This window comes from Desertibaculum subflavum (assembly GCA_003576705.1).
GTDB classification, from domain to species: domain Bacteria; phylum Pseudomonadota; class Alphaproteobacteria; order Ferrovibrionales; family Ferrovibrionaceae; genus Desertibaculum; species Desertibaculum subflavum.
In genome coordinates, this window is record QOZS01000029.1 from 23888 (window position 1) to 48654 (window position 24767).

Annotated in this window: 26 protein-coding genes; 19 read left to right on the forward strand and 7 right to left on the reverse strand. The window is 68.5% G+C overall.

Features of this window, described 5'->3' with window-relative positions:
• The first annotated feature begins 9 nt into the window (after positions 1 to 9).
• Positions 10 to 711: a transcriptional repressor LexA gene (gene lexA / locus DT074_RS16020; protein ID WP_119420859.1), complete on the forward strand. Its 702-nt coding sequence runs from the start codon at positions 10 to 12 to the stop codon at positions 709 to 711.
• Positions 712 to 715: 4 nt separating this feature from the next.
• Here lexA and DT074_RS16025 read toward each other — a convergent pair whose 3' ends face one another.
• Complete coding sequence (locus DT074_RS16025) at positions 716 to 1105, reverse strand: c-type cytochrome (protein WP_368744709.1); 390 nt, start codon at positions 1103 to 1105, stop codon at positions 716 to 718.
• A gap of 104 nt (positions 1106 to 1209) precedes the next feature.
• Here DT074_RS16025 and DT074_RS16030 point away from each other — a divergent pair, with 104 nt between their 5' ends.
• The 5 genes from DT074_RS16030 to DT074_RS16050 are packed head-to-tail and all read left to right on the forward strand — an operon-like array spanning position 1210 to position 5087.
• Entirely contained in the window at positions 1210 to 1917 is a 708-nt protein-coding gene (locus tag DT074_RS16030) for a DUF6969 family protein (protein WP_119420861.1), read from the forward strand.
• Positions 1918 to 1967: 50 nt separating this feature from the next.
• The gene (gene spbR / locus DT074_RS16035) at positions 1968 to 3077 is read left to right on the forward strand and encodes a SpbR family protein (protein ID WP_368744710.1); all 1110 of its coding nucleotides are present in this window, start codon (positions 1968 to 1970) and stop codon (positions 3075 to 3077) included.
• 52 nt (positions 3078 to 3129) lie between these two features.
• On the forward strand, positions 3130 to 4068 hold the full coding sequence (locus tag DT074_RS16040) for a 2-hydroxyacid dehydrogenase (protein WP_119420862.1): 939 nt from the start codon (positions 3130 to 3132) through the stop codon (positions 4066 to 4068).
• Between the two features lie 10 nt (positions 4069 to 4078).
• Positions 4079 to 4477: a RidA family protein gene (locus DT074_RS16045; RefSeq protein ID WP_119420863.1), complete on the forward strand. Its 399-nt coding sequence runs from the start codon at positions 4079 to 4081 to the stop codon at positions 4475 to 4477.
• Positions 4464 to 5087 carry a DUF938 domain-containing protein gene (locus DT074_RS16050; RefSeq protein WP_119420864.1) on the forward strand — a complete coding sequence of 208 codons (624 nt, stop codon included), beginning with the start codon at positions 4464 to 4466 and terminating at the stop codon, positions 5085 to 5087. Before DT074_RS16045 ends, DT074_RS16050 begins: the two co-directional genes overlap by 14 nt.
• A 4-nt stretch (positions 5088 to 5091) precedes the next feature.
• Here the strand turns inward: DT074_RS16050 and DT074_RS16055 are convergent, their stop codons facing one another.
• Complete coding sequence (locus DT074_RS16055) at positions 5092 to 6231, reverse strand: FAS1-like dehydratase domain-containing protein (RefSeq protein WP_119420865.1); 1140 nt, start codon at positions 6229 to 6231, stop codon at positions 5092 to 5094.
• Positions 6232 to 6245: 14 nt separating this feature from the next.
• Positions 6246 to 7787 carry an acetate--CoA ligase gene (locus tag DT074_RS16060; RefSeq protein WP_119420866.1) on the reverse strand — a complete coding sequence of 514 codons (1542 nt, stop codon included), beginning with the start codon at positions 7785 to 7787 and terminating at the stop codon, positions 6246 to 6248.
• A gap of 63 nt (positions 7788 to 7850) precedes the next feature.
• Here DT074_RS16060 and DT074_RS16065 point away from each other — a divergent pair, with 63 nt between their 5' ends.
• Positions 7851 to 8627, forward strand: a complete 777-nt coding sequence (locus DT074_RS16065; protein ID WP_119420867.1) for an IclR family transcriptional regulator — start codon at positions 7851 to 7853, stop codon at positions 8625 to 8627.
• Here the strand turns inward: DT074_RS16065 and DT074_RS16070 are convergent, their stop codons facing one another.
• Complete coding sequence (locus DT074_RS16070) at positions 8628 to 9011, reverse strand: nuclear transport factor 2 family protein (RefSeq protein WP_162914950.1); 384 nt, start codon at positions 9009 to 9011, stop codon at positions 8628 to 8630.
• 10 nt (positions 9012 to 9021) lie between these two features.
• Positions 9022 to 9441 carry a rhodanese-like domain-containing protein gene (locus DT074_RS16075; RefSeq protein ID WP_119420904.1) on the reverse strand — a complete coding sequence of 140 codons (420 nt, stop codon included), beginning with the start codon at positions 9439 to 9441 and terminating at the stop codon, positions 9022 to 9024.
• Positions 9442 to 9579: 138 nt separating this feature from the next.
• Here DT074_RS16075 and DT074_RS16080 point away from each other — a divergent pair, with 138 nt between their 5' ends.
• Together DT074_RS16080 and recQ are read left to right on the forward strand one after the other, a co-directional pair.
• Complete coding sequence (locus tag DT074_RS16080) at positions 9580 to 10335, forward strand: SDR family NAD(P)-dependent oxidoreductase (protein WP_119420869.1); 756 nt, start codon at positions 9580 to 9582, stop codon at positions 10333 to 10335.
• Entirely contained in the window at positions 10260 to 12146 is a 1887-nt protein-coding gene (gene recQ, locus DT074_RS16085; RefSeq protein ID WP_438503687.1) for a DNA helicase RecQ, read from the forward strand. The genes DT074_RS16080 and recQ overlap by 76 nt, the downstream gene beginning before the upstream one ends.
• Before the next feature lie 171 nt (positions 12147 to 12317).
• Here recQ and DT074_RS16090 read toward each other — a convergent pair whose 3' ends face one another.
• Together DT074_RS16090 and DT074_RS16095 are read right to left on the reverse strand one after the other, a co-directional pair.
• Positions 12318 to 13166, reverse strand: coding sequence for a fumarylacetoacetate hydrolase family protein (locus DT074_RS16090; RefSeq protein ID WP_119420871.1), 849 nt, complete (start codon positions 13164 to 13166; stop codon positions 12318 to 12320).
• 32 nt (positions 13167 to 13198) lie between these two features.
• Positions 13199 to 13939: an SDR family oxidoreductase gene (locus tag DT074_RS16095; protein ID WP_119420872.1), complete on the reverse strand. Its 741-nt coding sequence runs from the start codon at positions 13937 to 13939 to the stop codon at positions 13199 to 13201.
• 143 nt (positions 13940 to 14082) lie between these two features.
• Between DT074_RS16095 and DT074_RS16100 the strand changes: the two genes are divergently transcribed.
• The 10 genes from DT074_RS16100 to DT074_RS16145 all read left to right on the forward strand — a co-directional run bounded on the left by DT074_RS16100 (position 14083) and on the right by DT074_RS16145 (position 24765).
• The gene (locus DT074_RS16100; protein WP_119420873.1) at positions 14083 to 15600 is read left to right on the forward strand and encodes a UxaA family hydrolase; all 1518 of its coding nucleotides are present in this window, start codon (positions 14083 to 14085) and stop codon (positions 15598 to 15600) included.
• A gap of 87 nt (positions 15601 to 15687) precedes the next feature.
• Positions 15688 to 17823, forward strand: coding sequence for a lytic transglycosylase domain-containing protein (locus tag DT074_RS16105; protein WP_119420874.1), 2136 nt, complete (start codon positions 15688 to 15690; stop codon positions 17821 to 17823).
• Positions 17816 to 18499, forward strand: a complete 684-nt coding sequence (locus DT074_RS16110) for a haloacid dehalogenase type II (RefSeq protein ID WP_119420875.1) — start codon at positions 17816 to 17818, stop codon at positions 18497 to 18499. The genes DT074_RS16105 and DT074_RS16110 overlap by 8 nt, the downstream gene beginning before the upstream one ends.
• Positions 18496 to 19368 carry an alpha/beta fold hydrolase gene (locus DT074_RS16115; protein WP_119420876.1) on the forward strand — a complete coding sequence of 291 codons (873 nt, stop codon included), beginning with the start codon at positions 18496 to 18498 and terminating at the stop codon, positions 19366 to 19368. Before DT074_RS16110 ends, DT074_RS16115 begins: the two co-directional genes overlap by 4 nt.
• On the forward strand, positions 19346 to 20371 hold the full coding sequence (locus DT074_RS16120) for a threonine ammonia-lyase (protein WP_368744712.1): 1026 nt from the start codon (positions 19346 to 19348) through the stop codon (positions 20369 to 20371). The genes DT074_RS16115 and DT074_RS16120 overlap by 23 nt, the downstream gene beginning before the upstream one ends.
• A gap of 28 nt (positions 20372 to 20399) precedes the next feature.
• Positions 20400 to 21182 (forward strand): SDR family oxidoreductase, encoded by a 783-nt coding sequence (locus tag DT074_RS16125; protein ID WP_119420878.1) that lies wholly within the window; start codon positions 20400 to 20402, stop codon positions 21180 to 21182.
• Between the two features lie 135 nt (positions 21183 to 21317).
• Positions 21318 to 21968, forward strand: a complete 651-nt coding sequence (locus tag DT074_RS16130) for a DedA family protein (RefSeq protein WP_119420879.1) — start codon at positions 21318 to 21320, stop codon at positions 21966 to 21968.
• Positions 21965 to 22711 (forward strand): aldolase, encoded by a 747-nt coding sequence (locus DT074_RS16135; RefSeq protein WP_119420880.1) that lies wholly within the window; start codon positions 21965 to 21967, stop codon positions 22709 to 22711. Before DT074_RS16130 ends, DT074_RS16135 begins: the two co-directional genes overlap by 4 nt.
• A 49-nt stretch (positions 22712 to 22760) precedes the next feature.
• Positions 22761 to 24239: an aldehyde dehydrogenase family protein gene (locus DT074_RS16140; RefSeq protein WP_119420881.1), complete on the forward strand. Its 1479-nt coding sequence runs from the start codon at positions 22761 to 22763 to the stop codon at positions 24237 to 24239.
• Positions 24240 to 24297: 58 nt separating this feature from the next.
• A complete protein-coding gene (locus DT074_RS16145) occupies positions 24298 to 24765 on the forward strand; it encodes a RidA family protein (RefSeq protein WP_119420882.1) in 468 nt (155 codons plus the stop codon).
• The last annotated feature ends 2 nt before the right edge of the window (positions 24766 to 24767 follow it).

The following is a 24767-nucleotide window of genomic DNA, read 5'->3' on the forward strand; positions in this document are numbered from 1 at the left end:
GGGGAAATCATGCTCACCCGCAAGCAGCACGAGCTTCTCGTGTACGTGCACCAGACCCTGCAGCGCACCGGGGTTTCCCCTTCGTTCGACGAGATGAAGGAGGCGCTGCAGCTCAAGTCGAAATCCGGCATCCACCGGCTGATCACAGCGTTGGAGGAGCGCGGCTTCATCCGTCGCCTCGCCCACCGGGCGCGGGCGCTGGAAGTGATGAAGCTGCCGGATTCGACCGTGCCCTCGCAGACGCCGAAGCGCGGCACCTTCAAGCCGACCGTGGTCACCGGCGGCTGGCCGGCCGGCAGCGGCGATCCGGCCAATGCGGCGCGCGACATGGTCGGGCTGCCGCTCTACGGCAAGATCGCCGCCGGCACGCCGATCGAGGCGCTGCGCGACCATTCCGCCCGGGTCGAGGTACCGGCGAGCCTGCTCGGCGACGGCGAGCACTACGCGCTGACGGTGGCCGGCGATTCGATGGTCGAGGCCGGCATCCTGGACGGCGACACCGTGCTGATCCGCCGCTGCGACACCGCCGAGAACGGCCAGATCGTGGTCGCCCTGGTCGACGAGCAGGAGGCGACCTTGAAGCGGCTGCGCCGCAAGGGCCAGTCGATCGCGCTGGAAGCCGCCAACCCGGCCTACGAGACCCGCATCTTCGGGCCCGACCGGGTGCGCATCCAGGGCCGGCTGGTCGGCCTGGTCCGGCAGTACAACTAAGAACCTATTGGGTTGCCTTCTGCAGCCAGGCGATCAGGTCGGCGCGGTCCTCGGCCTTGCGCATGCCCGCATAGACCATCTTGTTCTTCGGCACGAAACCCTTGGGATCGGCGATGTATTTGTCGACCGCCTCAGCCGACCAGGTGATGTTGGCGCCCTTCATGGCGTCGGAATACTTGTAGCCCTCGGCGGTGCCGGCCTTGCGGCCGAACACGCCGTGCAGGTTCGGGCCGACCTGATGCTTGCCGCCATTCTCCACCGTGTGGCAGGTCTTGCAGACCGCGAAAAGCCGCTGCCCCTTGGCCTCGTCCGCCGCCTGCGCGGCGCCCGCGGCCAGCGATCCCGCCAGCGCCAGAGCTCCCGTCAGCGCCAACATCCAGTTCGACCCGTGCATCGACCTCACCTTCGCTTCTCGACCCGCCCCGCCGATATAGAGCCGGCAGCCTGGCCGGCAAAGCCGGCGCGCCGCGGCGCGGCGCTTCGCCACAGCAGGACGGCATGAGCCGGATCGCACCGCCCGCCGCGCCCAGGCTGGCCGAGCTGCCGAAGCGTCGCCTGGCCGGCATGCTGGAAGCGGGCGAGGCGGTGGCCGCGGCGCGCGACCGGCTGCTCGACCGCGGCAGCAACGTGGTGGCCGAGCTGCTCGCCGGCCAGGGCCCGTTTTACGAGTTCGATCATTATCCCGACGGCGACGTCTTCGATCCGGTGACCGGCGCCCAGTACTACTATCACGCCCATCGCAGCGTCGCGGGCGAGCACGGCCATTTCCACACCTTCCTGCGCCGCGCCGCGGCAGGATCGCCGACCCATCTGATCGCCGTCTCGATGGACGAATACGGCGAGCCTCGCGCCCTGTTCGCTGTCAACCGCTGGGTCACCGACGAGGCCTGGGTGCCGGCCGCCACCGCGATCCGCCTGCTGCCCCGCTTCGCCGTCACCACCGCCCTGCCCGAGCCGGCGGTCAATGCCTGGATCACCGGCCTGCTCCGCCTGTTCCGGCCGGAGGTCGAGGCTCTGCTGCTGCACCGCGACCGGGCGATCGAGGCCCGCGCCGGCGCCCGCGAGCGTGCTTTGGAAGACAAAGGGTTGGAGACCACCGGCCGCCTGCCGATCGACGTGGACGAGCGCCTCGCGGCGCTCCGCCGGCTCACCCGGGGCGAGACGCGGGCCGCCAATCCGCCCGCCCGCAGCTTCAGGAAGGGTTAACTCTGTAGCCCCTAGACTTACGTTTGCGGGCGACCAATGCGGAGGACCCGGTGAGCAGCGAGCGCATGATCCTGACGGCGGCCGATGTGGCCCGCCTGCTGCAGGACCCGTCGGAAAAGAACCGGGTCGTCACCGCGACCAAGGTCGCGACCGCCTTCTCCCAGGCCGACCTGCTGCCGCGCGAGCGCGCCCTCGCCGAAGAGATCTTCCGCGCCATGGTGCGCGACACCGCGATCCGGGTGCGCGCCGCCCTGGCCGAACAGCTGAAGTCGCTGCCCCAGGTGCCGCATGACGTGGCGCTGACCCTCGCCAAGGACGTGATCGAGGTCGCCGCGCCGATGCTCGAATTCTCCTCCGTCCTGACCGACGAGGACCTGATCGAGATCATCTCCGCCGCCACCGAGAACCACCAGGTGGCGATCGCCAAGCGCGCCGATCTCGGCGCCGAGGTGATCGACGCCATCACCGCCAAGGGCGGCGAGGCCGCGGTCGCCACGCTGATGGCGAACGACAAGGTCGAGATCGGCGAGGCCGCGCTCGGCCGCGCCGTCGACCGCTTCGGCAAGAGCGAGAAGGTGAACGCGCCGATGGCGCGTCGCTCGCGCCTGCCGATCCGCATCGCCGAGCGGCTGGTCTCGCTCGTCTCCGACAACCTGCGCGACCACCTGGTCGCCCATCATGACCTGTCGCCCGACCTTGCCACCGACCTCGTGCTCTCGACCCGCGAGCGGGTGACGCTGTCGCTCTCGGCCGACGCGGCCCAGCCCGACGTGGTGCAGCTGGTGCGCCAGCTGAACAAGAACGGCCGCCTCACGCCCACCATCGTGCTGCGCGCGCTCTGTCTCGGCGATGTCGACTTCTTCGAGGCCGGACTGGCGGCAATGGCCAATATCAGCGTGGTCAACGCCCACAAGCTGATCCACGACCACGGCTCGCTCGGCCTCAAGGCGCTGTACGAGCATTGCAAGCTGCCGAACGGCCTCTACCCGATCGCCCGCGCCGCCATCGATGTCGCCCGCGAGCTGCGCCACGACGGCAATCCCGGCGACCGCCAGCGCTTCACCGAGCGCACCATCGAGCGGCTGCTCACCCAGTTCGAAACCGGCATCGACCCGGCCAATCTCGACTATCTGATCGGCAAGATCGGCCGCGCCGCCTAGACCCCTCCCCCGCCCGGCCGCTACCATGGCGGCGAGCAGAGGGAGGGAGCGCGTGGCCAAACCCGAAGTCCTGGTGATCCGACCGATGCTGCCCTCTGTGACGGCAGCACTCGAACGCGACTATCAGGTCCACTTCCACGACGACCCGAAAGACCCTGCCGGCCTGCCGGATGCGGTGCGGCCGCGGATCCGCGCGCTCGCCACCTTCGGCGCGACCGGCGCCGCCCGAGCGGTGCTCGACGCCCTGCCGGCGCTCGAGATCGCCGCCTGCTTCGGCGTCGGCGTCGACGCCATCGACACCGCCCGCTGCCGCGAGCGCGGCATCAAGGTCAGCAACACGCCGGACGTGCTGACCGATTGCGTCGCCGATATGGGCGTGGCGCTCCTGCTCGCCGTGCAGCGCCGCATCGTCGAGGGCCATGCCTATGTAAAGACCGGCCAGTGGCTGAAAGCCAACATGCCGCTGACCCACAACATGGTGCGCCGCAAGGCCGGCATCTACGGCATGGGCCGGATCGGCCAGGCGGTGGCGCGCCGCCTCGCGCCGTTCGGCTGCGAGATCCATTACAGCGGCCCGAACCGGAAGCCCGACCTGCCCTATGCCTACCATCCGAAGCTGGTCGACATGGCGCGCGCCGTCGACTTCCTGCTGCTGACCTGCCCCGGCGGCGCAGCGACGCGCCACGCCGTCAATGCCGAGGTGATCGAAGCGCTCGGCACCAAAGGCACTCTGGTCAACATCTCGCGCGGCTCGGTGGTGGACCAGGCGGCACTGGTGGCGGCGCTGACCTCGGGCAAGCTCGGCCAGGCGGCGCTCGACGTGTTCGAGGACGAGCCGAACGTGCCGGCCGAGCTGATGGACCTGCCCAACGTCGTGCTGCAGCCGCATGCCGCCAGCGCGACGGAAGAGACCCGCGCCGCCATGGGCCAGCTGGTGGTCGACAACATCGCCGCCCATTTCGCCGGCGAGCCTCTGCTCACGCCGGTCTGAGGGGGAAACAATGAAGAAACAGCGTTTCGCCAGCCCGCAGGTCACCGAGCCGCCGCCGCAGACCTGGTCGAACTGCCTCAAGGTCGGCGAGACCGTCTACGTCGCCGGCATGATCCCCGACATCAAGGACGGCGAGCCGGAGGGCGGCGACAGCATGTACCGCCAGGCCCGCGCCGTGTTCGGCAAGATCCGCCATCTGCTCGACGCCGCCGGCGCCAAGATGGACGACGTGGTGAAGATCAACGTCTTCGTCACCGATATCCGCCGCCGCGAGGAAGTCTGGCGGGCCCGGCGCGAGGTGTTCAGCGGCGACTTCCCGGTCTCGACCCTGGTCGAGGTGCGCGCCCTCGCCCATCCGCTGGTGCTGGTGGAGATCGAAGCGGTCGCGGTGCTCGGTGCCGGTGGCTGAGCGGCGCCGGTACAGCCCGGCGGCCGATCGCAACCGCGATCCGATCCTGGATGCCCTGCGGCCGCATTTTCCGGCCGAGGGCGTCGTGCTGGAGATCGCCAGCGGCAGCGGCCAGCATGCCGGCCATTTCGCGCCGGCGCTGCCGGCCGGCGTGTTCTGGCAGGCGAGCGACCCGGACGCCGAGGCGCGTGCGTCGGTCGCCGCCTGGTGCGGCGGCGTGGCCAACATCGCCCTGCCGGCCCTCGCCCTCGATGTGACGACGTCCGACTGGCATCACGCGCTCGGCGCCGGGCGCGTGCGCCTGATCGTCTGCATCAACATGATCCACATCGCGCCCTGGGCGGCGGCCGAGGGATTGCTGCGAGGCGCCGCGGTGCTGGATGCGCCGGTCTTCCTCTACGGGCCGTTCAAGCGCGGAGGTCGTCACACCGCGCCGAGCAACGCTGCCTTCGATGCGAGCCTCAGAGCGCAGGATCCCGCCTGGGGTGTCCGCGATCTGGACGATGTGGCGGCACTCGCGCGCTCGGCGGGATTCGTGGCGCCGAGCGCCAGCGAGATGCCGGCCAACAATCTGTCGGTCTATTTAGGGCGTCGGCCGGCGCCGCCGTAAGCCGTCAGCCGCGCGACGGCAGTTCCACCAACCCGCTGCCCAGAATCGAGAGCTCGCCGTCCTGGTTGCGCGCCTCCTGCTCAATCTCGACCAGGTGGCGGCCGTCCTCGACGAACTTGCGCGTCACCTTGCCGTCGATGAACAGAAGGTCGCCGGCCGGGTTGTGCCGGCGGATCTTGCACGACGCCCGGCGCAGGAAGCCGTCATCGCCCATCCAGTTGGTCAGATGGTGGGTGAGCCAGGAACACCGCTCCGGCCCGTAATCGTAGGCGCCCGGCGCGCCGACCTCGAGGGCGAACTCCTCTTCCCAGTGCACGCGCTCCGGGCAGTCGGGAATGCCGAAGCGGTTCTCGATGCCGAGCCCCGGATGGGCATAGATCTGCTTCCAGGCGAGCTTGTTGGCGCGGATATAGAGGCCGCCCCAGCCTTGCGCATAGGCGATGAAGCCGGTGACGGTCATCGGCCCCTTCAGCATGGTCGGCAAGGCCTCGCCCTCGCTCACCTCTTCCCAGTGGCGCGGCACGGCGCCGCGGATGCGTTCCTCGGCATAGAGCTGGTAGGCCTTGTCGAGCTCGTCCCGGCTGTAGCGGCGCGGCGGACGGGCCTTCACCTCGCTGTACTTGCTGCCCTGCTCGCGCGCGTGGTCGCGTTCGGTGCGGAAGCACCAGCTATCGGCCTCGGCGACGCGGTCGCCCTGCCGGTTGAAGAAGTCGACGTGATAGATCTGCTGGATCGCGCGGCCGGCGAAGCGGGTCTGGTGCTCGACGATGTCCTTCAGCCAGGCCTCGGTGGAGATCTCATCGTTGCGCCGCACCACCTTGTGCCAGGTCCAGTCGGCGCCCGACCACATGGCATGGATGCCGGGGAGGCCGCCGACATAGCCGGAGACGATACGGCTGGTCGCGAACAGGAAGCTCGGCAGCGCGATCAGGTCCCCGTATTTCGTCTTGGCGGCGTATTCTGGGGCGCACCACAGCGGGTTGTCGTCGCCGATGCCGTGCGCGTAGTGGCGGATGTTGTCGCGCGTCGCCTCGTAGCACCAGGGTTCCGCGGTGACGCCGATCTTCACCCCGATGCGCTGGCGCAGCGCATCAAGCTCCTTCTGGGTGATCTTCGGGAATCTGCCCTCGGCACTGCTCTGCATGAACGTTTCCTCTTTCAGCTTGCCTGCTCGCGCGCGCGCAGCACCTTGCGATTGACCTTGCCGGCCGGCGTCTTCGGCAGCTCAGCGACGAAGGCGACGAGGCGCGGATATTCGTGCTGGCTCAGTCTCTGGCGCACGAGAACCTGGATCTCCTGCCGGAACGCTGCGTCGCCCTGCCGGTCGGACACGACGAAGGCCTTCACGATCTGTCCCCGCAGCGGGTCCGGCACGCCGATGGCGGCGGCCTCGCGGATATCGGGATGCTTCAGAATGGCATCCTCGATCTCGACCGCGCTCATGGTCCAGCCAGCGGAGATGATGACGTCGTCAGCGCGGCCGGCATGAAAGAAGTAGCCGTCCGCGTCGATGCGGCCGAGATCCTTGGTCGCGATCCAGCGGTCGCGGCGCCAGACCTTGAGCTCGCCCACGATACCCGGCGGACAGGGCTGTCCGGCGGCATCCTGCACCTCGACCCGGCCGCCCGGGATCGGTTTGCCGAGCGAGCCCGGCTTGACGGCGAAGTCGTCGGCGCCGGGATAGCTGACCAGGATCACGCCGATCTCGGTCGTTCCGTACATGCTGCAGACCGGCCGGCCGAAGGTCCGCTCGACGAACAGAGCCGTCTCGCTGTCGATCGGCTCGCCGGTGAAGGAAAGCTTGCGGATCGCATAGCGGTATCGCCCGGCAGCGCCCGACTTCCGCATCATGCGGTAATGCGTGGCCGCCGCCGACATGTTGGTGAACTCGTGTGCCTGCAGCGCTGCCAGCAGCCGTTCGGCATCGAACTTGCCGGCATAGACGCCGGCGGTGATGCCGAGCGCGAGCGGCGCCAGGGTCCCGTGCCATAGGCCGTGGCCCCAGGCCGGCGAGGACGGACACAGAAACCGGTCGCCGGGCCGAAGGCCGGTGCCGTAGAGCGCCGCCACCATCAAGGTCACGATGGACCGGTGCGTGTGTTTAACCGCCTCCGGCAGTTCGCGGGTCGTGCCGGAAGTGTACTGGAAGATGGCGAGGGCATCGGCCGCCGTGTCCGGCTCGTAATGCGGATCGAACCGCGCCAGCCCGCCGAGGAAGGCCTCGTCGGCCACGACGACGCGCGGCCCCACAGCCGCGAGGAGCGGCGCCTTCTCGGCATTGGTCAGCAGCAGGCGCGGCTGGCAATCCGCCACCCTGAGCTTCACGCCATCGGGCCCGAACAGCGTGAACAGTGGCACCGCGACCGCGCCCCGCTTCATGGCGCCGAACAAAGCCGCGTAGAAGGCGAGCGACGGTTCGAGCATGACGGCGACGCGGTCGCCCGGCTCCACGCCCTCGGCCGCCAGCCAATGGGCGAAGCGCGACGACGCCTCGGCGATCTGGCGAAAGCTCAGGACCTCGTCGGCACCGTCGGCGCGCACGACGATGACGGCGGGTTCGGCCCGACCGGCATGCCGGTCGATGCATTCATGCGCGATGTTGAGCCGCCCGCGATCGCCGTCGAACAGCTCCCAGAGCTTCGCCGGGGCGAATTGCGCCTGCGCCTCCGCGTAGCTGGTGAAGTCGGTCAGCAGCGCCATCGGTACAGCATGGCGCGCGGCATCCGATTGTACAACAGCACTTATCATTGTACATATACAATCATGTCACCTGCTGCCGCCCCACGCATCCGCGCCGTCCCCGCCGTCACCCGCGCCGTCGCCATCCTCCGCCTGCTGAGCCGCAGCCGTGCGCCGCTCGGCCTGAAGACGATCGCCGAGGCACTCGATCTCGTGCCCAGCACGGCGCTGCACATCCTGCGCGCGCTTGCCGCCGAACAGCTGGTGCATGTGGATGCCGTCAGCAAGCAGTACGGCCTTGGCGTCGGCATGCTGCCGCTGGCCCGCGCGGTGCTGGAGAGCGGCGACTTCCCGAGCCTGGTGCGGCCGAAGCTCGACGCGCTGTCGCAGCGCTACGGCGTGACGGCTATCGGCGTCGAGCTGCCGGACCTGGATCACATGGTGGTGGTGGCGCTGTCGCGCACGCAGGCGCCGGTCCGGCTGCATGTCGATGTCGGCAGCCGCTTCCCCGCCTTGATCAGCGCCACCGGCCGCTGCCTCGCGGCCTTCACCGACCAGCCATGGGGCGAGGTCGAGCGGCGGTTTCGGCGGCTGCGCTGGCACAATGCGCCGGGCTACGAAACCTGGCGCAAGGAAGTCGCGACGGTGCGGCGCCAGGGCTTCAGCATCGATCGCGGCAATTACATCGCCGGCGTCACCATCGTGGCCGTACCGGTGCTGAAGGGCGACGGCACCATATCCCGCACCCTCGCGGCGGTCGGCCTCGGCAACCAGCTCGACCGCGCAACGGCACTCAAGCTCGCCCGCGACATGAAGCGCGCCGCGACCGAAGTCGCGGCACAGCTCGGTCCGCAGGCTTAGCTAGCCGGCCGGCTTGAGATAGACGTCCTTCACCGCGAGCTTGCCGTCGCGGAAGGTGTAGCGCTCGACGCCGATCTCGTCGACCGGCGCGCCGGTCGCCTTGTTCGTCGCGGTCAGCCGGAAAGTCATGAAGCTCGCCTCCGGTGCGTGGTGATAGATCACGTCGTGGAAGCGCACGTTCTCGTACAGGCCGCGCCGCTCGGCGAAATACGCGCCGACCGCCTGCCGCCCCCGAATGTGGCGGGCCTTGCCGTCCACCACGGCGCTCCAGACGAAATCCTCGGTCACAACCTGGTAGAGCGCGTCGAGATCCTCCTTGAAGAAGGCACGGCCGAAGGCCTTGAAGATCGCTTCGCGTTCGGCGACGGAAGGGGCGGCACTCATCGGGGCCTCCTCACGCCGCCGGCTTCGGCTTGGATTCCTTCTTCTCCACCGGCCCGCCGCTGTCGCGCCAGGCAGTGAAGCCGCCATCGATATGCGCGACCGGCGCAAGCCCCATATCCTGCACGGTCTTCGCGGTCAGCGCGGAGCGCCAGCCGGCGGCACAGAAGAAGACGTACTTCTTGCCTTCGCCGAAGATCGGCTTGAAATACGGGCTGTCCGGATCGACCCAGAACTCGATCATGCCGCGCGGCGCGTGGAAGGCGCCGGGCACCACGCCTTCGCGCTCGAGCTCGCGGATGTCCCGGATATCGACCAGCACCACGTTCGGGTCGCCTTGCAGCTTCTTCGCCTGCTCGATGGTCAAGGTCTCGACCTGGGCATTGGCCTCGTCGACCAGCTGGCGGAAGCCCTTCTTCATCTTGGCCGGCATCGTCATTCCTCCCGATACGAAATGGGGTCTGCTGCGCGCCATGCTGGCCCCGGCGGCCGGCTGCGTCAATTGAGCATGCGCGGCCGCGCGAGCGCATGCTAGCTTCGGCGCAGGAGGCGCGAGGGAGGCCGAGCGGGGATGGCGAACAAGATCGATCTCAAGGGCCATGTTGCCGTGGTGACCGGCGCCGCGCGCGGCTTCGGCTATGCCATCGCCGACCGGATGCTGGAATCCGGCGCCGCCGTGTCGCTCTGGGACATGGACAAGGCGGCGCTCGCCAAGGCGGCCCGCACGCTCGGCCACAAGGGCAAGGTCGATCACATCGTGCTCGACGTCACCGACGAGACCGCGGTGGAGGATGCCGCCCAGCAGGCCGCGCGGCATCTCGGCCCCGTCGACATCCTGGTCAACAATGCCGGCATCGCCGGGCCGAACCGCAAGACCTGGGAATACACGCCGGGCGAGTTCCGGCGCATCATCGATGTCAACCTCGCCTCCGCCTATATCTGCTGCGCCGCGCTGGTGCCGGACATGAAGACGCGCGGCTATGGCCGCGTCATCAACATCTCCTCGGTCGCCGGCAAGGAAGGCAATCCGAACGCGGCGCCCTACAGCATCTCCAAGGCGGCGCTCATCACGCTCACCAAATCGCTCGCCAAGGAGCTCGCCGACGTCAACGTGCTGGTCAACTGCGTCACGCCGGCCGCCGGCAATACCGAGATCCTGAAGCAGATGACGCAGGAGCACGTGAACTACATGATCTCGAGGATTCCGATGGGGCGGCTGGTCGAGCCCAAGGAAGTGGCGGCGCTGGTCGCCTGGCTCGCCTCGGCCGATTGCTCGTTCTCGACCGGCGCCACCTTCGACATCTCCGGCGGCCGGTCCACCTACTGACGGTGCCGACCCCGCACGACATCCTCGCCCACGTCTTCGGCTACAACGCCTTCCGCGGCGAGCAGCAGGCGATCGTCGAGCACGTGACCGCCGGCGGCGATGCGCTGGTCTTGATGCCGACCGGCGGCGGCAAGTCGCTCTGCTACCAGATCCCGGCGCTCGCCCGCGACGGCTTCGGCGTCGTCATCTCGCCCCTGATCGCGCTGATGCAGGACCAGGTCGGTGCCTTGCGCGAAGTAGGCCTGCGCGCCCATGCCATCAACTCGGCGCAGAATGGCGGCGCGCGGCGCGCTGCCGAGCAGGCCATGCGCAGCGGCGACATCGACCTGCTTTATATCGCGCCGGAGCGGCTGTTCGCCGAAGGCTTCCTGGAATTGCTGGAAGAATGCCGCATTTCGCTCTTCGCCATCGACGAGGCGCATTGCGTGTCGCAATGGGGGCACGACTTCCGTCCGGAATATCTGCGGCTCTCGGTGCTGGCCCAGCGCTTTCGCGGCGTGCCCCGCATCGCCGTGACGGCGACGGCGGACCGGGCGACCCGGCGCGACATCCTGGAGCGGTTGGATCTCGACGCGGCGCGCGTCTTCGTGGCGAGCTTCGACCGTCCGAACATCCAGTACCGCATTGGCCCCAAGATCGCCGAGCGCCGCCAGCTCAAGGACTTCCTCGCCGAGCAGGAGCGCGGCGCCACCGGGATCGTCTACTGCCTCTCGCGCAGCCGCACCGAGACAACCGCGGAGTGGCTGCGCGAACAGGGCTTCGACGCCATGCCCTATCACGCCGGGCTCGACCCCGACGTGCGCTCGCGCGCGCTGGAGCGCTTCGTGCGCGACGACGGCGTGATCGTGGTCGCCACCATCGCCTTCGGGCTCGGCATCAACCGGCCCGATGTGCGCTTCGTCGCCCATCTCGACCTGCCGAAGAGCCTGGAGGCCTATTACCAGGAGACCGGCCGCGCCGGGCGCGACGGCGAGCCTTCCGTGGTCTGGATGGTCTATGGCGCCGAGGACATCGCCAAGATCCGCGGCTTCATCGAAAGCTCGGAAGCCTCCGACGAGCAGAAGCGCGTCGAGCGCCGCAAGCTCGACGCCCTGCTCGGCTTCTGCGAAACCGCCGATTGCCGCCGCCAGGTGCTGCTGCGCTATTTCGGCGAGGAACGGCTTGAGCCCTGCGGCAATTGCGACCGGTGCCTGTCGCCGGTGGAGAGCTTCGACGGCACGACCGATGCCCAGAAGCTGCTCTCGGCGATCTACCGCACCGGCCAGCGCTTCGGCGCCGGCCACGTCGTCGATGTGCTGCGCGGCAAGGACAGCGACAAGATCCGCCGCTTCGGCCATGACAAGCTGAGCGTCTTCGGCGTCGGCGCCGAGCGCGACGACATCCAGTGGCGCTCCGTCATCCGCCAGCTCAGCGCCATGGGACTGGTCGCCACCGATTTCGAGGCCTATGGCGCGCTGACGCTTGGGCCCGAGGTGCGCGAGGTGCTGCGCGGCGAGCGCCGCGTGCTGCTGACCCGCGAGCCGTCGCGCAAGGAGCGCCGCCGCGTTGCGGCGCCGGGGCGCGCGGCCCGCAAGGCCGAAGTGGCCGAGGCCGACCAGCCGCTGTTCGAGGCGCTCCGCCAATGGCGCCGCGGGCTGGCGGCGGCACGGGGCGTGCCGCCCTACGTGATCTGCCACGACGCGACCTTGCGCGAAATTGCTTCGCGGCGGCCGCGCAGCCTCGCCGAGCTCGCCGACATCCCGGGCATCGGCGACATGAAATTGGCGCAATACGGCGAGGCGCTGACGCAGGTGGTGAGAGAGGACGGGTAGCTCTCGAAACTAAGCCCCTCTGCCCTTAGGGCGGAGGGGGTTGGGGGAGGTGGGCCATCCGCAGAGTCACCGCCGGTCGTTCAAGCTCGGCTGGCCGCATCCTCCCCACCTCTCTCAGCCTCTTCCCCCGCTTCGCGGGCGGAGAGGCGTTTCCGATGCGAAGGGACCTGGCTACTTGTCCTGCACCATCTTGGTCTTCTGCTCGCCGAGGCCTTCGACGCCGGTGCGCATCACGTCGCCGCCCTTGAGGTAGACCGGCTCCGGCTTGATGCCGGTGCCGACGCCGGGCGGCGTGCCGGTCGAGATGATGTCGCCGGGATAGATCGTCATGTGCTTGCTGATGAAGGCGATCAGCTGCGGGATCTTGAAGATCATGGTCGAGGTGTTGCCGTTCTGGCGCATGGTGCCCGACACCTCGCACCAGAGCTTCAGATTGTGCGGGTCCTTCACCTCGTCCTTGGTGACGAAATAGGGCCCGATCGGACCAAAGCCGTCGCAGCCCTTGCCGAACACCCAGTGCGTCTGCGGCCGGAGATAGCCCTGGTAGCGCCGCTCCGACACGTCGTTCACCGTGCAATAGCCGGCGACGTAGCGCATCGCGTCCTTCTCGGCGATGTACTTGCCCTTGCGGCCGATGATGACGCCGAGCTCGACCTCCCAGTCGCACATGGTCGAGCCGCGCGGGATCGGCACGCTGTCGGTCGGCCCGGTCACGGCGCTCAACGCCTTCAGGAACACGATGGGCTTCTCCGGCAGGGCCGAGCCGGTCTCGGCCGCGTGGTCGGCATAGTTGAGGCCGATGCAGAGGAAATTGGCGAAGTTCGCGACGCAGGCACCGATGCGCGGCTTGCCCTTGACCACCGGCAGCCGCTTGAGATTCGCCTTCTTCAGCTTGCCGATCTCGCCGATCGTGGCCGGCGTGATGTCCTTGATGATCCTGGAGATGTCGCGGATCTTGCCGTCCTCGTCCAAGAGGCCCGGCTTTTCCTTCCCCTTCGGTCCGTAGCGCAACAGCTTCATGTTGGTGCTTCCCCTCTTTGGCTTACGCCTCGCTAGATCAGAATGCCGCCATCGATCACATAGGCCTGGCCGGTGACGAACACGCTCTCGTCGCTGGCGAGATAGACCGCGAGGCCTGCGATCTCCTCCGCCTTGCCGAGCCGGCCCATCGGCTGGCGGGCGACGAAATCCTTGCGCGCCTGCACCGGATCCGGCGCGGCGTTGATGCGGTCGTCCAGCGACGGCGTATGCACCGTGCCCGGGCAGATCGCGTTGCAGCGGATGCCGCGGCCGACGAAATCGGCGGCGACCGATTTGGTCAGGCCGATCACCGATGCCTTGGTCGCGCCGTAGATCGCGCGGTTCGGAACGCCCTTCAGGCTGGAGGCGATCGAGGCGATGTTGACGATCGAGCCCGCGCCCTTGTCCAGCATGGCCGGCAGGAAGGCCCGGATCACCCGGAACACGCTGCGCACGTTGAGGTCGAAGGCGAAGGCCCATTCTTCCTCGGTCGCCTCCAGGATCGTGCCGTTGTGCACGAAGCCGGCGCAGTTGAAGACGATGTCGAGGGTGCCGAGCTCCTTGGCGATGGCCTGGATCGCCGCAGGGTCGAGACAGTCGAGCTTCATCGAAGCGATGTTGGCGTGGCCGGCAAGCTCGGTCAGCTTGCCGGGGTCCAGGTCGGTCGCGTAGACGGTCGCGCCTTCGTCGGCGAAGGCGAGCGCCGTCGCCCGCCCGATGCCCTGACCCGCTGCCGTCACCAGGGCGCGCTTGCCTGCCAGTCGTCCTGCCATCTCTCCTCCCGCTTACCCCACCCTCTGGTTATCGATATTCTGGCGGCGCAAAGTGCCACGGGCCGGGGCCTCACGTCCATGTCCGTGCGCATTCATTCCGCGCTTAGGCCCCGCTGGGTCGACAATCCGGGAGCGAAGCCGCCATGCCGCCGCTGGTCATCCGCCTGCATCCGAACGACAACGTCGCCGTCGCCCGCGCCGATCTGCTGCCCGGCACCAGGCTGGACGATTACGGCATCGCCTGCGCCAGCCACATCCCGCGCGGCCACAAGGTGACCTTGAAGCCGGTCAAGGCGGGCGAGCCGGTGCGCAAATACGACCAGATCATCGGCTTCGCGAGTGCCGATCTGGCGCCCGGCGCCCATGTCCATACCCACAACCTCGAGATGCGCGCCTTCGAGCGCGACTACGCCTTCGGCGCCGATGCCAAGCCGACCGCCTATCTGCCGGAGCACGAGCGCGCCACGTTCCAGGGCATCGTGCGGCCGGACGGCCGGGTTGCGACCCGGAACTTCCTCGGCATCGTCTCGACGGTGAACTGCTCCGCCACCGCCTCGAAATACATAGCGCAGAAGATCGTTCCCTATCTCGACCAGTTCCCGAACGTGGACGGGGTGGTGGCGCTGACCCATGCGACCGGCTGCGGCATGGCGTCCGAGGGCGAGCCGATCGACGTGCTGCGCCGCACGCTCGCCGGTTTCGCCCGGCATCCGAATTTTGCCGGGGTGCTGATCGTCGGGCTCGGCTGCGAGTCGAACCAGATCGGCGGCATGATCCAGGCGGAGGGGCTCGAGGTCGGCCCGAAGCTCCGCACCATGACCATCCAGGACGAAGGCGGCACCGCCATCACGGTGAAGCGCGGCGTCGACATGCTGCGCGAGATGCTGCCGGAGGCGAATCAGGTGAAGCGGGAGACCGTGCCGGCGAGCCATATCTGCATCGGCCTGCAATGCGGCGGCTCGGACGGCTATTCCGGCATCACGGCGAATCCGGCGCTGGGCGCGGCGGTCGATCTGCTGGTCCGCCACGGCGGCAGCGCCATCTTGAGCGAGACGCCGGAGATCTACGGCGCCGAGCACCTGCTGACCCGCCGCGCCGTCAGCCGCGAAGTCGGCCAGAAGATCGTCGACCGCATCAAGTGGTGGGAGGATTACACCGCCCGCAACAACGGCGAGATGAACAACAACCCCTCCCCCGGCAACAAGGCGGGCGGTCTCACCACCATCCTGGAAAAGTCGCTCGGCGCCGTGGCCAAGGGCGGAACGACCAACCTGGTCGACGTGTTTCGCTATGCCGAGCCGGTCACCGCCAAGGGCTTCGTCTACATGGACACGCCGGGCTACGACCCTGTCTCGGCGACCGGCCAGGTGGCGGGCGGCGCCAACATGATCTGCTTCACCACCGGCCGCGGCAGCGTGTTCGGCTGCAAGCCGGCGCCGAGCCTGAAGCTCGCCACCAACACGCCGCTCTACCGCAAGATGACCGATGACATGGACATCAACTGCGGCGAGATCGCGGATGGCGAGAAATCGATCCAGGAGGTCGGCCAGGAGATCTTCGATCTCGTGTTGAAGACCGCCTCGGGCCAGCGCACCAAGAGCGAACTGCTCGGCATGGGTGACGAAGAGTTTACCCCCTGGGTGCTGGGGGCGACGATGTGACTCGGGGGCACCGGCCGGCCAGGCAGGGACAGTTTAACCTTCGTCCGGCTAGTATGCTGCCCGCCTGACTGGACAAGGGACGGATTCGTGAGGCGTTTTTCTGCCGCCGCCGCTGTCGTTCTGCTCGGCCTGCTGCCGGCCACCGCCCAGGCCGCCAACAGCGCGCCGCCTGCGCCGAAGCCCAAGCCCGCGGAGCCCGCCGGGCTGCGGACCGCGGCGAATGCACCCCCGGGTGCCGCCAGGCCGAAATCGACCGCCGCCGAGCCCGCCGCGTTAACCACGCAACCGGCACCGCCGCCGGGCAAATCCTCGCTGTCGAATGCCCGGCGGGAGCATTGGGTCAACGCCGTGAAGCACGCGGCCTGGGGCCGCTACGAGGAAGCCCGGGCGCAGGCCCGCGCCGCCCGCCTGGACGGCGCGGAGAAGCTGGTCGACTTCCTCTATTTCCTGCGCCGGGATTCGGGCGCCAACTTCGCCGATATCGTCGCCTTCCTGGACCAGAACCCGGACTGGCCGAGCCGCGACCTGATGACCCGGCGCGCCGAGGAGGCGCTCCGCCTCGAGCCCGACCACCAGGCGGTGCTGAACTGGTTCGCGCACCGCAAGCCGGTCGCCGCCGACGGCATGGCCCGGTTCGCCGATGCCCTGATCGCCACCGGGCGCGAGACCGACGCGGCGCCCTGGCTCAAGCTCGCCTGGGCCTCGAGCCAGCTCAGCGACGGCGCCGAGGCGGCCATCATGCAGCGCCATCTCGCCCGGCTCGACAATGCCGACCATCTGGCCCGCGCGACCAACCTGCTGAGCGATGGCGACCGCGCCGGCGCCAGGCGGGTACTGCCCTTCCTCGACAACAACGGCAAGCGGCTGGTGCAGGCCCGCATCGCGCTGGTCGAGCGCACGAGCAATGCCGAGGCGCTGGCCGCGGCGCTGCCGGACGAGCTGCAGCGCGATCCCGGCCTCGCCCTCGATCGCGCGCGCTATCTGCGCAAGCGGGACGACGACGACCAGGCGCTCGATGCGCTCAGCATGGCGGCCCCGCCGGCCAATGCGGCATGGCCGTTCTGGAACGAGCGGCAGTATCATTCGCGCCGCCTGCTGGGCGCCGGCAAGATCACCGACGCCTACCGCGCCGCGGCTGACCACCGGCTGTCGGTGCCGAGCGTCGCCAACGAGGCGGAATGGCTCGCCGGCTGGATCGCGCTGCGGTTCCTGGAACAGCCTGACATTGCTGCCGAGCATTTCCGCCGCGTGGTCGAGACGGTCAAGCTGCCGATCAGCGTGGCACGCGGTGCCTACTGGTCCGGCCGCGCACAGGAAGCGATCGGCAATCGCGACGGCGCCCGCATCTGGTACGAGGCGGCGGCACAGCACGGCGCGACCTTCTACGGCCAGCTGGCGCAGGCGCGGATCGATCCGCGCCGGCCGCTGATCCTGCCGTCCGAGCCGCAGCCGACGGCGGAGGATTTTGCCCGCTTCGACAGGAAGGAGCTGGTGCATGCCGCGCGCCTGCTGGCCGAAGGCGGCGACAGCGTGCGCGACTACGTTCGCGTGTTCATCATGCACCTCGCCGACCGGGCGACGACGCCGGTCGAGCACGAGCTCGTCGCCACCCTCGCCGACCGGGTGGGGCGTGTGGATCTCGGCGTGATGTCGGCCAAGCGCTCGCAGCGGAACGGCTCGATCCTGCTGACCCGGCTCTATCCGATGGTGGACCTGACCCGGCATGCCGACTTGCCGGAACAGGGCCTGGTGCTGGCGACCGCACGCCAGGAGAGCGAGTTCAATGCCGCCGCAATCTCGCCGGCCGGTGCGCGCGGCCTGCTGCAGCTGATGCCGGCGACCGCCAAGGAAGTGGCGAAGGAACTTCGCCTGCCCTACAGCCCGGATCGCCTGACCCGCGATCCCCGCTACAACACCACGCTCGGCTCGCGCTATCTGCAGCGCATGGTCGATGCCTTCGACGGCTCCTACCTGCTCGCACTGTCCTCCTACAACGCGGGCAAGAGCCGGACGCTCGGCTGGATGCGCGACTGGGGCGATCCGCGCCGCGCCGATGTCGACGTGGTCGACTGGATCGAGCTGATGCCGTTCAACGAGACGCGCAACTACGTGCAGCGCGTGCTGGAAGGGCTGATGGTGTATCGCCAGCGGCTGGCGCCGGGTACGGGCGTGCTGCAGCGGTTGGACCGCGATTTCCGCGGCGATGGCGGGCGCAATGGCTGAGGCGGTGGCCGGCGTTCGTGCCTGCGTCTTCGATGCCTATGGCACGCTGTTCGACGTCAACAGCGCCGCCGCCAGGCTGGCCGGCGAGATCGGCGAAAGCTGGCTGAAGCTGGCCGAGACCTGGCGGGCGAAGCAGCTGCAATACACCTGGCTCCGCTCGCTGATGGGCGCGCATGCCGATTTCGAGCAGGTGACGGGCGAGGCGCTGGACTTCGCCCTCGCCCAGTCCGGCATCGCCGATGCCGACCTGCGCCGCCGCCTGATGGCGCTCTATTTCACGCTCGACGCCTATCCGGAAGTGCCGGACATGCTGCGCCGTCTGAAGGCCAAGGGATTGAAGACGGCGATCTTGTCGAACGGCTCGCCCGCCATGCTGGACGCGGCGGTGAAGAGTGCCGGCATCGCCAGCAGCCTCGACGCCGTGCTGTCGGTCGAGGATGCAGGCATCTACAAGCCGCATGGCAGCGTCTACCGCCTGGCGACGGCACATTTCGGCGTGGACCCGGCCGCGATCCTGTTCCTGTCGTCGAATGGCTGGGACGCGCATGGCGCCGCGCATTTCGGCTTCCGCGTGTTCTGGGTCAATCGCTTCGGCCAGCCGCCGGAACGGCTCCCGGGCGCGCCGGAGCGCGTGCTGAGCGACCTCCGGACACTGCCGGAGCTGGTGGCAGGATGAACCACGGAGTACCCCTCTATCGCGAGTTCACGGTCGGCGCTCCGGACGGCGTCGCGATCTACTACCGCGATTATGGCGCCGCAGCCGAAGGGCGGCTGCCGCTGGTCTGCCTGACCGGTCTGACGCGCAATTCGAAGGATTTTCACCGGATCGCGACCGAGCTGGCCCCGCGCCGCCGTGTGCTGGCACTCGACTACCGTGGCCGCGGCCGCTCCGGCTACGACCCGAACTGGCACAATTACGCGCCGCCGACCTATGTGCAGGACATTCTCCTCGTCCTGCAGCAGGCCGGCATCGCACGCTGCGTCCTGCTCGGCACCTCGCTCGGCGGCATCCTCACCATGGGACTGGCCGCCGGCGTGCCGGGCCTGGTCGCCGCCGCCGTCCTGAACGATGTCGGCCCGACGGTCAGCGACGAGGGCCGCCAGCGCATTGCCGGCTATGTCGGCACCGATCTCCGCTTCGCGACCTATGAGCAGGCCGCCGCCGCCATCAAGCAGCAATTCGGCTATGCCTATCCCGGCATCGCCGAGGCGCATTGGCTGCAGAGCGCCCAGGACACGTTCGTGCGCGATCCGGCGACCGGCGAGCTTCGCCTCGACTACGATCTCAAGATCGGCGATGCCCTGCGCGAGCAGCTGAGCGCGCCGGTGCCGGATCTCTGGCCGCTCTATGCGGCGCTGAAGCCGATCCCGACGCTCGCCGTGCGCGGCGCCCTCTCCGATGTGCTGGACCAGGAAACCTTCGATCGGATGCTTGCGGAAAAGCCGGACTTGAGGAGACTCCTCATTCCCAATCGGGGGCATATTCCCCTGCCCCATGAGGAGCCGTTCCGGAGCGTCCTGCATGAATTCCTCGAGCCCTTCTGACCGGGCGAGCCTGCCGGTTCAGACCATCGTGCCGACCATGGCCGATATCCGGGCGGCGGCCGCGCGGCTGGCGCCGGTCGCCGTGCGCACGCCGCTGCTCGAAGTGCCGGCACTGAGCCGGCGGGTCGGCGGCCGGCTGCTGATCAAGGCGGAAGCCTTGCAGCGCACCGGCTCGTTCAAGTTCCGCGGCGCCTTCAACCGGATCAGCCTGATCCCTGCCGCCGACCGGCCGAAGGGCGTGGTCGCCTTCTCCTCCGGCAATCATGCCCAGGGCGTCGCCTGTGCCGCCGCCATGCTGGGCGCGCCGGCGACCATCGTGATGCCGTCGGATGCACCGGCCATCAAGATCGAGAACACCAAGGGCTATGGCGCCAAGGTCATCACCTACGACCGGCTGAAGGAGAACCGGGAGGCGATCGGCGCCAAGCTTGCCGCCGAGACCGGCGCGACACTGGTGAAACCGTTCGACGATCCGGGCCTGATCGCCGGCCAGGGCACGGTCGGCCTGGAGATCGCCGAGCAATGCCTCGCCCTCGGCCTGACCCCGGACCAGGTGATCGTGCCGGCAAGCGGCGGCGGCCTGCTGGCCGGCGTCGCGACGGCCGTGCAGTCGATCTACCCGAACGCCCGCGCCATCGTCGCCGAGCCCGCCGGTTACGAGGACCATGCCCGTTCGCTGGAAGCGGGCCGGCGCGTTGCGATCAATCCCGGTGCGTCGACGCTGTGCGACGCCTTGATGTCGCCGGAGCCCGGCGAGATCACCTGGGCGATCAACAGCCGAGCCATCACCGGCGCGGTCGCCGCCGCCGATCCCGAGGTCGCCGAGGCAATGCGCCAGGCCTTCCTGCATTTGAAGCTGGTGGTGGAGCCCGGCGGCGCCGTCGGGCTTGCCGCTGCCCTACTCGGCAAGCTGCCGACCGAGGGTAAGGTCACCGTCGTTGTCTGCTCCGGCGGCAATGTCGATCCCGAACTGTTTGCCCGCATCCTCGGCCGCGCCATTTAGAATCCGCACTCGAACCAAGGGGAGAAACATGCTCGATCTCGGAATCAAGGGCCGCAAGGCCATCGTCTGCGCTTCCAACCGCGGCCTGGGCCGCGCCTGCGCCACCTCGCTCGCCCGCGCCGGCTGCGAGGTGATCATCAACGGCGTCAATGCCGAGCAGCTGCCGAAGACAGCGGCCGAGATCGCCAAGGCGACCGGCGCCAAGGTGACGCCCGTGGTGGCCGACGTGACCACGGCGGAGGGCCAGAAGGCCCTGCTCGCCGCGTGCCCGGAGCCGGACATTCTGGTCAACAATGCCGGCGGCCCGCCGTTCAAGGATTTCCGCCAGCTCGACCGCGAGGCGATGCTGAAGGGCGTGGTCGCCAACATGGTCACGCCGATCGAGCTGATTCAGGCGGTGGTCGACGGCATGGTGGCGCGCAAGTTCGGCCGCGTCGTCAACATCACCTCCGGTTCCGTCAAGATGCCGCTGGCCGGACTGGACCTCTCCAGCGGCGCACGCGCCGGCCTGACCGCCTTTCTGGCCGGCGTCGCCCGTTCGGTCGCGCATGCCAACGTGACGATCAACAACCTGCTGCCCGGCGCCTTCCAGACCGACCGGCTGATGGGCGGCATCACGATTGCCGCCAAGGCGCAGAACCGCGCCGTGGAGGATGTGTTCAAGGAGCGCGCGGCCGCCATCCCGGCCAGGCGGGTCGGCAACCCGGCGGAATTCGGCGATGCCTGCGCCTTCCTGTGCGGCGCCAATGCCGGCTTCATCACCGGCCAGAGCCTGCTGATCGATGGCGGCGCCTATCACGGCACTTTCTGACTTGCGGAATGCCGCGCCCCTCGACGACCGGGGGGCGCGGCACTATGGTGCGGCGCCCGACATTTGGCCGATACAGGGACGGCAGCGGGCAAGCGATCGAACCGCAACAAGAACGCGAGCTGACCGGCGGTACCCGTGGACGATGTTCTCTACTACATCTCGAAATACGAGCATCTCTTCTATCTGCTCACCTTCCTTTGGACATATATCGAAGGTGAAACATTTGTCATTTTTGCCGGCTATGCCTGCCATGAGGGCTATCTTGACATCCGCTGGCTGATCGCCGCGGCCTGGCTCGGATCGTTCGCGGGCGATCAGACCTGGTTCTTCATCGGCCGGCGCTTCGGTGGCCGTTTGCTGCAGCGCTTTCCAAAGTGGAAGCCCGGCGTCGACACGGCGATGCATCTCGCCGAGAAGCACAACACCTGGTTCATCCTGACCTTCCGCTTCATTTATGGGATCCGCAATTTCAGCTCGGTGGCGCTCGGCATGAGCCGCCTGCCCTGGGGGCGGTTCCTGGTGCTGAACTTCATCGCTGCCGGCTTCTGGGCCAACAGCTTCGCCTGGGGCGGCTATGTACTGGGCGGGATGTTCGAGAATCTTCTGGGGTCGATCGCCAAGGGCTTCGGCCTCGGCATGCTGGCGCTGTTCGTCGTGGTGGTCTGGTTCGTCGTGCGCCGTCACAACCGCCAGAAGGTGAAGGCGGAAGCCATGGCGGCGGACGTCGAGGCCGCTGCCGCCCAGCGTACCTTGGCCCGGGAAGCCGAAAGGGAGAGCGTCCCATGAGCACGAGCCGTCGCAACGACCCCGTCTGGCAGGCCCGCATCGATCTTGCCGCAGCCCTGCGATGGGCGGTGCGCCAGGGCCTGCACGAGGGGATCTGCAATCACTTCAGCCTGCTGGTGCCGGGCACCCGCGACCGCATCCTGATCAATCCGCAAGGCCTGCACTGGTCCGAGGTCAAGGCCTCCGACCTGGTGATGATCGACCCGGACGGCAACGTGTTGGAGGGCGACCATACGGTCGAGGCGACCGCGTACTTCATCCACGCGCGCATCCATGTGAACAAGCCGACCGCTGCCTGCGTCCTGCACACCCACATGCCCTTCGCCACCTCGATCACCTCGATCGATGGCGGGCGCCTGGAATATGGCTGCACGCAGAACGGGCTCCGCTTCCTCGGCCGCACGGCTTATGACGACGAGTATAACGGCCTGGCGCTGGATCATTCCGAAGGCGACCGGATGTGCGCCAAGCTCGCCGAGGCCGAGGTGCTGTTCCTCGCCAATCACGGTGTGATCGTCACCGGACCGGACGTCGCCACCGCCTATGATGATCTCTACTACCTGGAGCGCGCGGCGCAGGTGCAGGTCTATGCCCAATGGTCCGGCCGGCCGCTCAAGATCGCAAAGCCCGAAGTCGCGGCCCGCACCGCCGCACAGATCGCCGCCGACAAGACCCAGACGGGACTGCATTTCGCGGCGCTGAAGCGGATCCTGGACCGCGAAGAGCCGGACTACGCGCAATAGTGCGCGGGCGCCGGCCACGCTATCCTTGCCCCCGGAGACAAGGGACGCGATGACCGGAAGCAAGATCAAGACCTATTGGCAGAACTATATCGACGGCGCCTGGCGCGATGCCGCCGATGGCGGCCGCATCGCCATCGAGAACCCGGCGACGGCCGAAACCATCGCCGAGGTGGCGCGGGGCGGCCGTGCCGATGTGGATGCCGCGGTTGCCGCGGCGCGGGCCCGCTTCATGGCGCGCACCCTGATCGACATGCGGCCGATGGCGCGCGGCCGCCTGCTGCTCGAGATCGGCCGCCACATGGAGGCGCTGGCCGACGAGATCGCCCTGGTCGAGTGTCTCGACAACGGCAAGACGCTCGCTGCGGCCAGGAACGAGGCGATGGCCGCTTCGCGCTACTTCACCTATTACGGCGGTGCCACCGACAAGCTGGAAGGCCGGATGATCCCGCTCGGCGCCGGCTATGTCGACTACACCGTGCCGGCGCCGTTCGGCGTGTCCGCCCAGGTGGTGCCGTGGAACTTCCCGCTGCAGATCGCCGCCCGCTCGGTCGCCTGCGCGCTCGCCACCGGCAACTGCGTGGTGCTGAAATCGCCGGAGCTCTCTCCGCTCTCCTGCTACTACATCGCCGAGGCCTGCGCCCGCGCCGGCGTGCCGCCCGGCGCGGTCAACATCCTGTGCGGCTACGGCCATGATTGCGGCGCCTGGCTGGTGGCGCATCCCGATATCGACCACATCGTGTTCACCGGCTCGGTCCGGACCGGCCAGAGCATCCTGCGCGCGGCGGCGGAGCGCGTGATCCCCTGCGTGATGGAGCTCGGCGGCAAGTCGGCCGGCATCGTCTTCCCCGATGCCGATCTCGACCAGGTCACGGCCTCGACCGCCGCCGGCATCTTCTCCAATGCCGGCCAGGTCTGCTCGGCGCAATCGCGGCTGATCGTGCACCGCAAGGTGCATGACCAGGTGATCGAGCGGATCCGCGCCAAGGCGGCCTCGCTGTCCATCGGCCCTGGCATCGAGGGCAAGGATCTCGGCCCGCTGATCTCCGCCGGCCAGCTCGACAAGGTGGAAGGCTATTGCCTCGCCGCCGGCCAGCAGGGCGCGACGGCGGTGACCGGCGGACGCCGCGTCGACGGCGCGCGCGGCCATTTCATGCAGCCGACGGTGTTCGCCGGCGTCATGCCCGACATGACCATCGCCCGCGAGGAGGTGTTCGGCCCGGTCCTCGCCGTGCAGGCTTTCGACGAGCCCGAGGAGGCGATCGAACTCGCCAACGGCACCGAATACGGCCTCTGCGCCGGCGTCTATACCAAGGATCTGCGCACCGCCCACTGGGCGGCCGACCGGTTGGTCGCCGGCCAGGTCTTCGTCAACGAATGGTTCGCCGGCGGGGTCGAGACGCCGTTCGGCGGCACCAAGCGGTCGGGTTATGGTCGGGAGAAGGGCCAGGAGGCGCTGCTCAACTATGTGCAGACCAAGAATGTCGGCATCCGGCTGGATGCAGGCGCCGGCGGACGGCCCGGCGGTTGACGGGTCAGGCTACCAAGCACAACGCTGATAACGGGACGGAACATTCAAGGAGGATGTCATGGCGGGTGAGATTGATGGACGCCTCAAGGCTCTCGGCATCGATCTGCCGGCACCGGCCAAGCCGGTGGCGAACTACGTGCCCTTCGTGCGCACCGGCAATCTGGTGTTCATCTCCGGCCAGGTGACCATGTCGCATGGCGAGCTGCGCCATGTCGGCAAGGTCGGCAAGGAGGTCAATGTCGAGGATGCCAAGAAGGCGGCGCGCCTCTGCGGCATCAACATCCTGTCCAATCTCAAGGCGGCGCTGGACGGCGATCTCGACAAGGTCGTGCGTTGCGTGAAGCTGGTGGGCTTCGTCAACGCGGTGGAGAATTTCACCCAGCAACCCGAGGTCGTGAACGGCTGTTCCGACCTGATGGTCGAAGTGTTCGGGGACAAGGGCCGCCACGCGCGCTCCGCCGTGGGCTCCGGCTCGCTGCCGCGCAATGTCGCGGTGGAAGTCGAGGCGATTTTCGAGGTGGCGTGACC

What these genes read in the sequence shown, in the direction of transcription:
- lexA (WP_119420859.1), top strand. Translation starts at nt 10, where the DNA reads ATGCTCACCCGCAAGCAGCACGAGCTTCTCGTGTACGTGCACCAGACC.
- DT074_RS16025 (WP_368744709.1), bottom strand. Translation starts at nt 1,105, where the DNA reads ATGCACGGGTCGAACTGGATGTTGGCGCTGACGGGAGCTCTGGCGCTG.
- DT074_RS16030 (WP_119420861.1), top strand. Translation starts at nt 1,210, where the DNA reads ATGAGCCGGATCGCACCGCCCGCCGCGCCCAGGCTGGCCGAGCTGCCG.
- DT074_RS16045 (WP_119420863.1), top strand. Translation starts at nt 4,079, where the DNA reads ATGAAGAAACAGCGTTTCGCCAGCCCGCAGGTCACCGAGCCGCCGCCG.
- DT074_RS16055 (WP_119420865.1), bottom strand. Translation starts at nt 6,231, where the DNA reads ATGCAGAGCAGTGCCGAGGGCAGATTCCCGAAGATCACCCAGAAGGAG.
- DT074_RS16060 (WP_119420866.1), bottom strand. Translation starts at nt 7,787, where the DNA reads ATGGCGCTGCTGACCGACTTCACCAGCTACGCGGAGGCGCAGGCGCAA.
- DT074_RS16065 (WP_119420867.1), top strand. Translation starts at nt 7,851, where the DNA reads ATGTCACCTGCTGCCGCCCCACGCATCCGCGCCGTCCCCGCCGTCACC.
- DT074_RS16070 (WP_162914950.1), bottom strand. Translation starts at nt 9,011, where the DNA reads ATGAGTGCCGCCCCTTCCGTCGCCGAACGCGAAGCGATCTTCAAGGCC.
- DT074_RS16075 (WP_119420904.1), bottom strand. Translation starts at nt 9,441, where the DNA reads ATGCCGGCCAAGATGAAGAAGGGCTTCCGCCAGCTGGTCGACGAGGCC.
- DT074_RS16080 (WP_119420869.1), top strand. Translation starts at nt 9,580, where the DNA reads ATGGCGAACAAGATCGATCTCAAGGGCCATGTTGCCGTGGTGACCGGC.
- DT074_RS16090 (WP_119420871.1), bottom strand. Translation starts at nt 13,166, where the DNA reads ATGAAGCTGTTGCGCTACGGACCGAAGGGGAAGGAAAAGCCGGGCCTC.
- DT074_RS16095 (WP_119420872.1), bottom strand. Translation starts at nt 13,939, where the DNA reads ATGGCAGGACGACTGGCAGGCAAGCGCGCCCTGGTGACGGCAGCGGGT.
- DT074_RS16100 (WP_119420873.1), top strand. Translation starts at nt 14,083, where the DNA reads ATGCCGCCGCTGGTCATCCGCCTGCATCCGAACGACAACGTCGCCGTC.
- DT074_RS16110 (WP_119420875.1), top strand. Translation starts at nt 17,816, where the DNA reads ATGGCTGAGGCGGTGGCCGGCGTTCGTGCCTGCGTCTTCGATGCCTAT.
- DT074_RS16115 (WP_119420876.1), top strand. Translation starts at nt 18,496, where the DNA reads ATGAACCACGGAGTACCCCTCTATCGCGAGTTCACGGTCGGCGCTCCG.
- DT074_RS16120 (WP_368744712.1), top strand. Translation starts at nt 19,346, where the DNA reads ATGAATTCCTCGAGCCCTTCTGACCGGGCGAGCCTGCCGGTTCAGACC.
- DT074_RS16125 (WP_119420878.1), top strand. Translation starts at nt 20,400, where the DNA reads ATGCTCGATCTCGGAATCAAGGGCCGCAAGGCCATCGTCTGCGCTTCC.
- DT074_RS16135 (WP_119420880.1), top strand. Translation starts at nt 21,965, where the DNA reads ATGAGCACGAGCCGTCGCAACGACCCCGTCTGGCAGGCCCGCATCGAT.
- DT074_RS16140 (WP_119420881.1), top strand. Translation starts at nt 22,761, where the DNA reads ATGACCGGAAGCAAGATCAAGACCTATTGGCAGAACTATATCGACGGC.
- DT074_RS16145 (WP_119420882.1), top strand. Translation starts at nt 24,298, where the DNA reads ATGGCGGGTGAGATTGATGGACGCCTCAAGGCTCTCGGCATCGATCTG.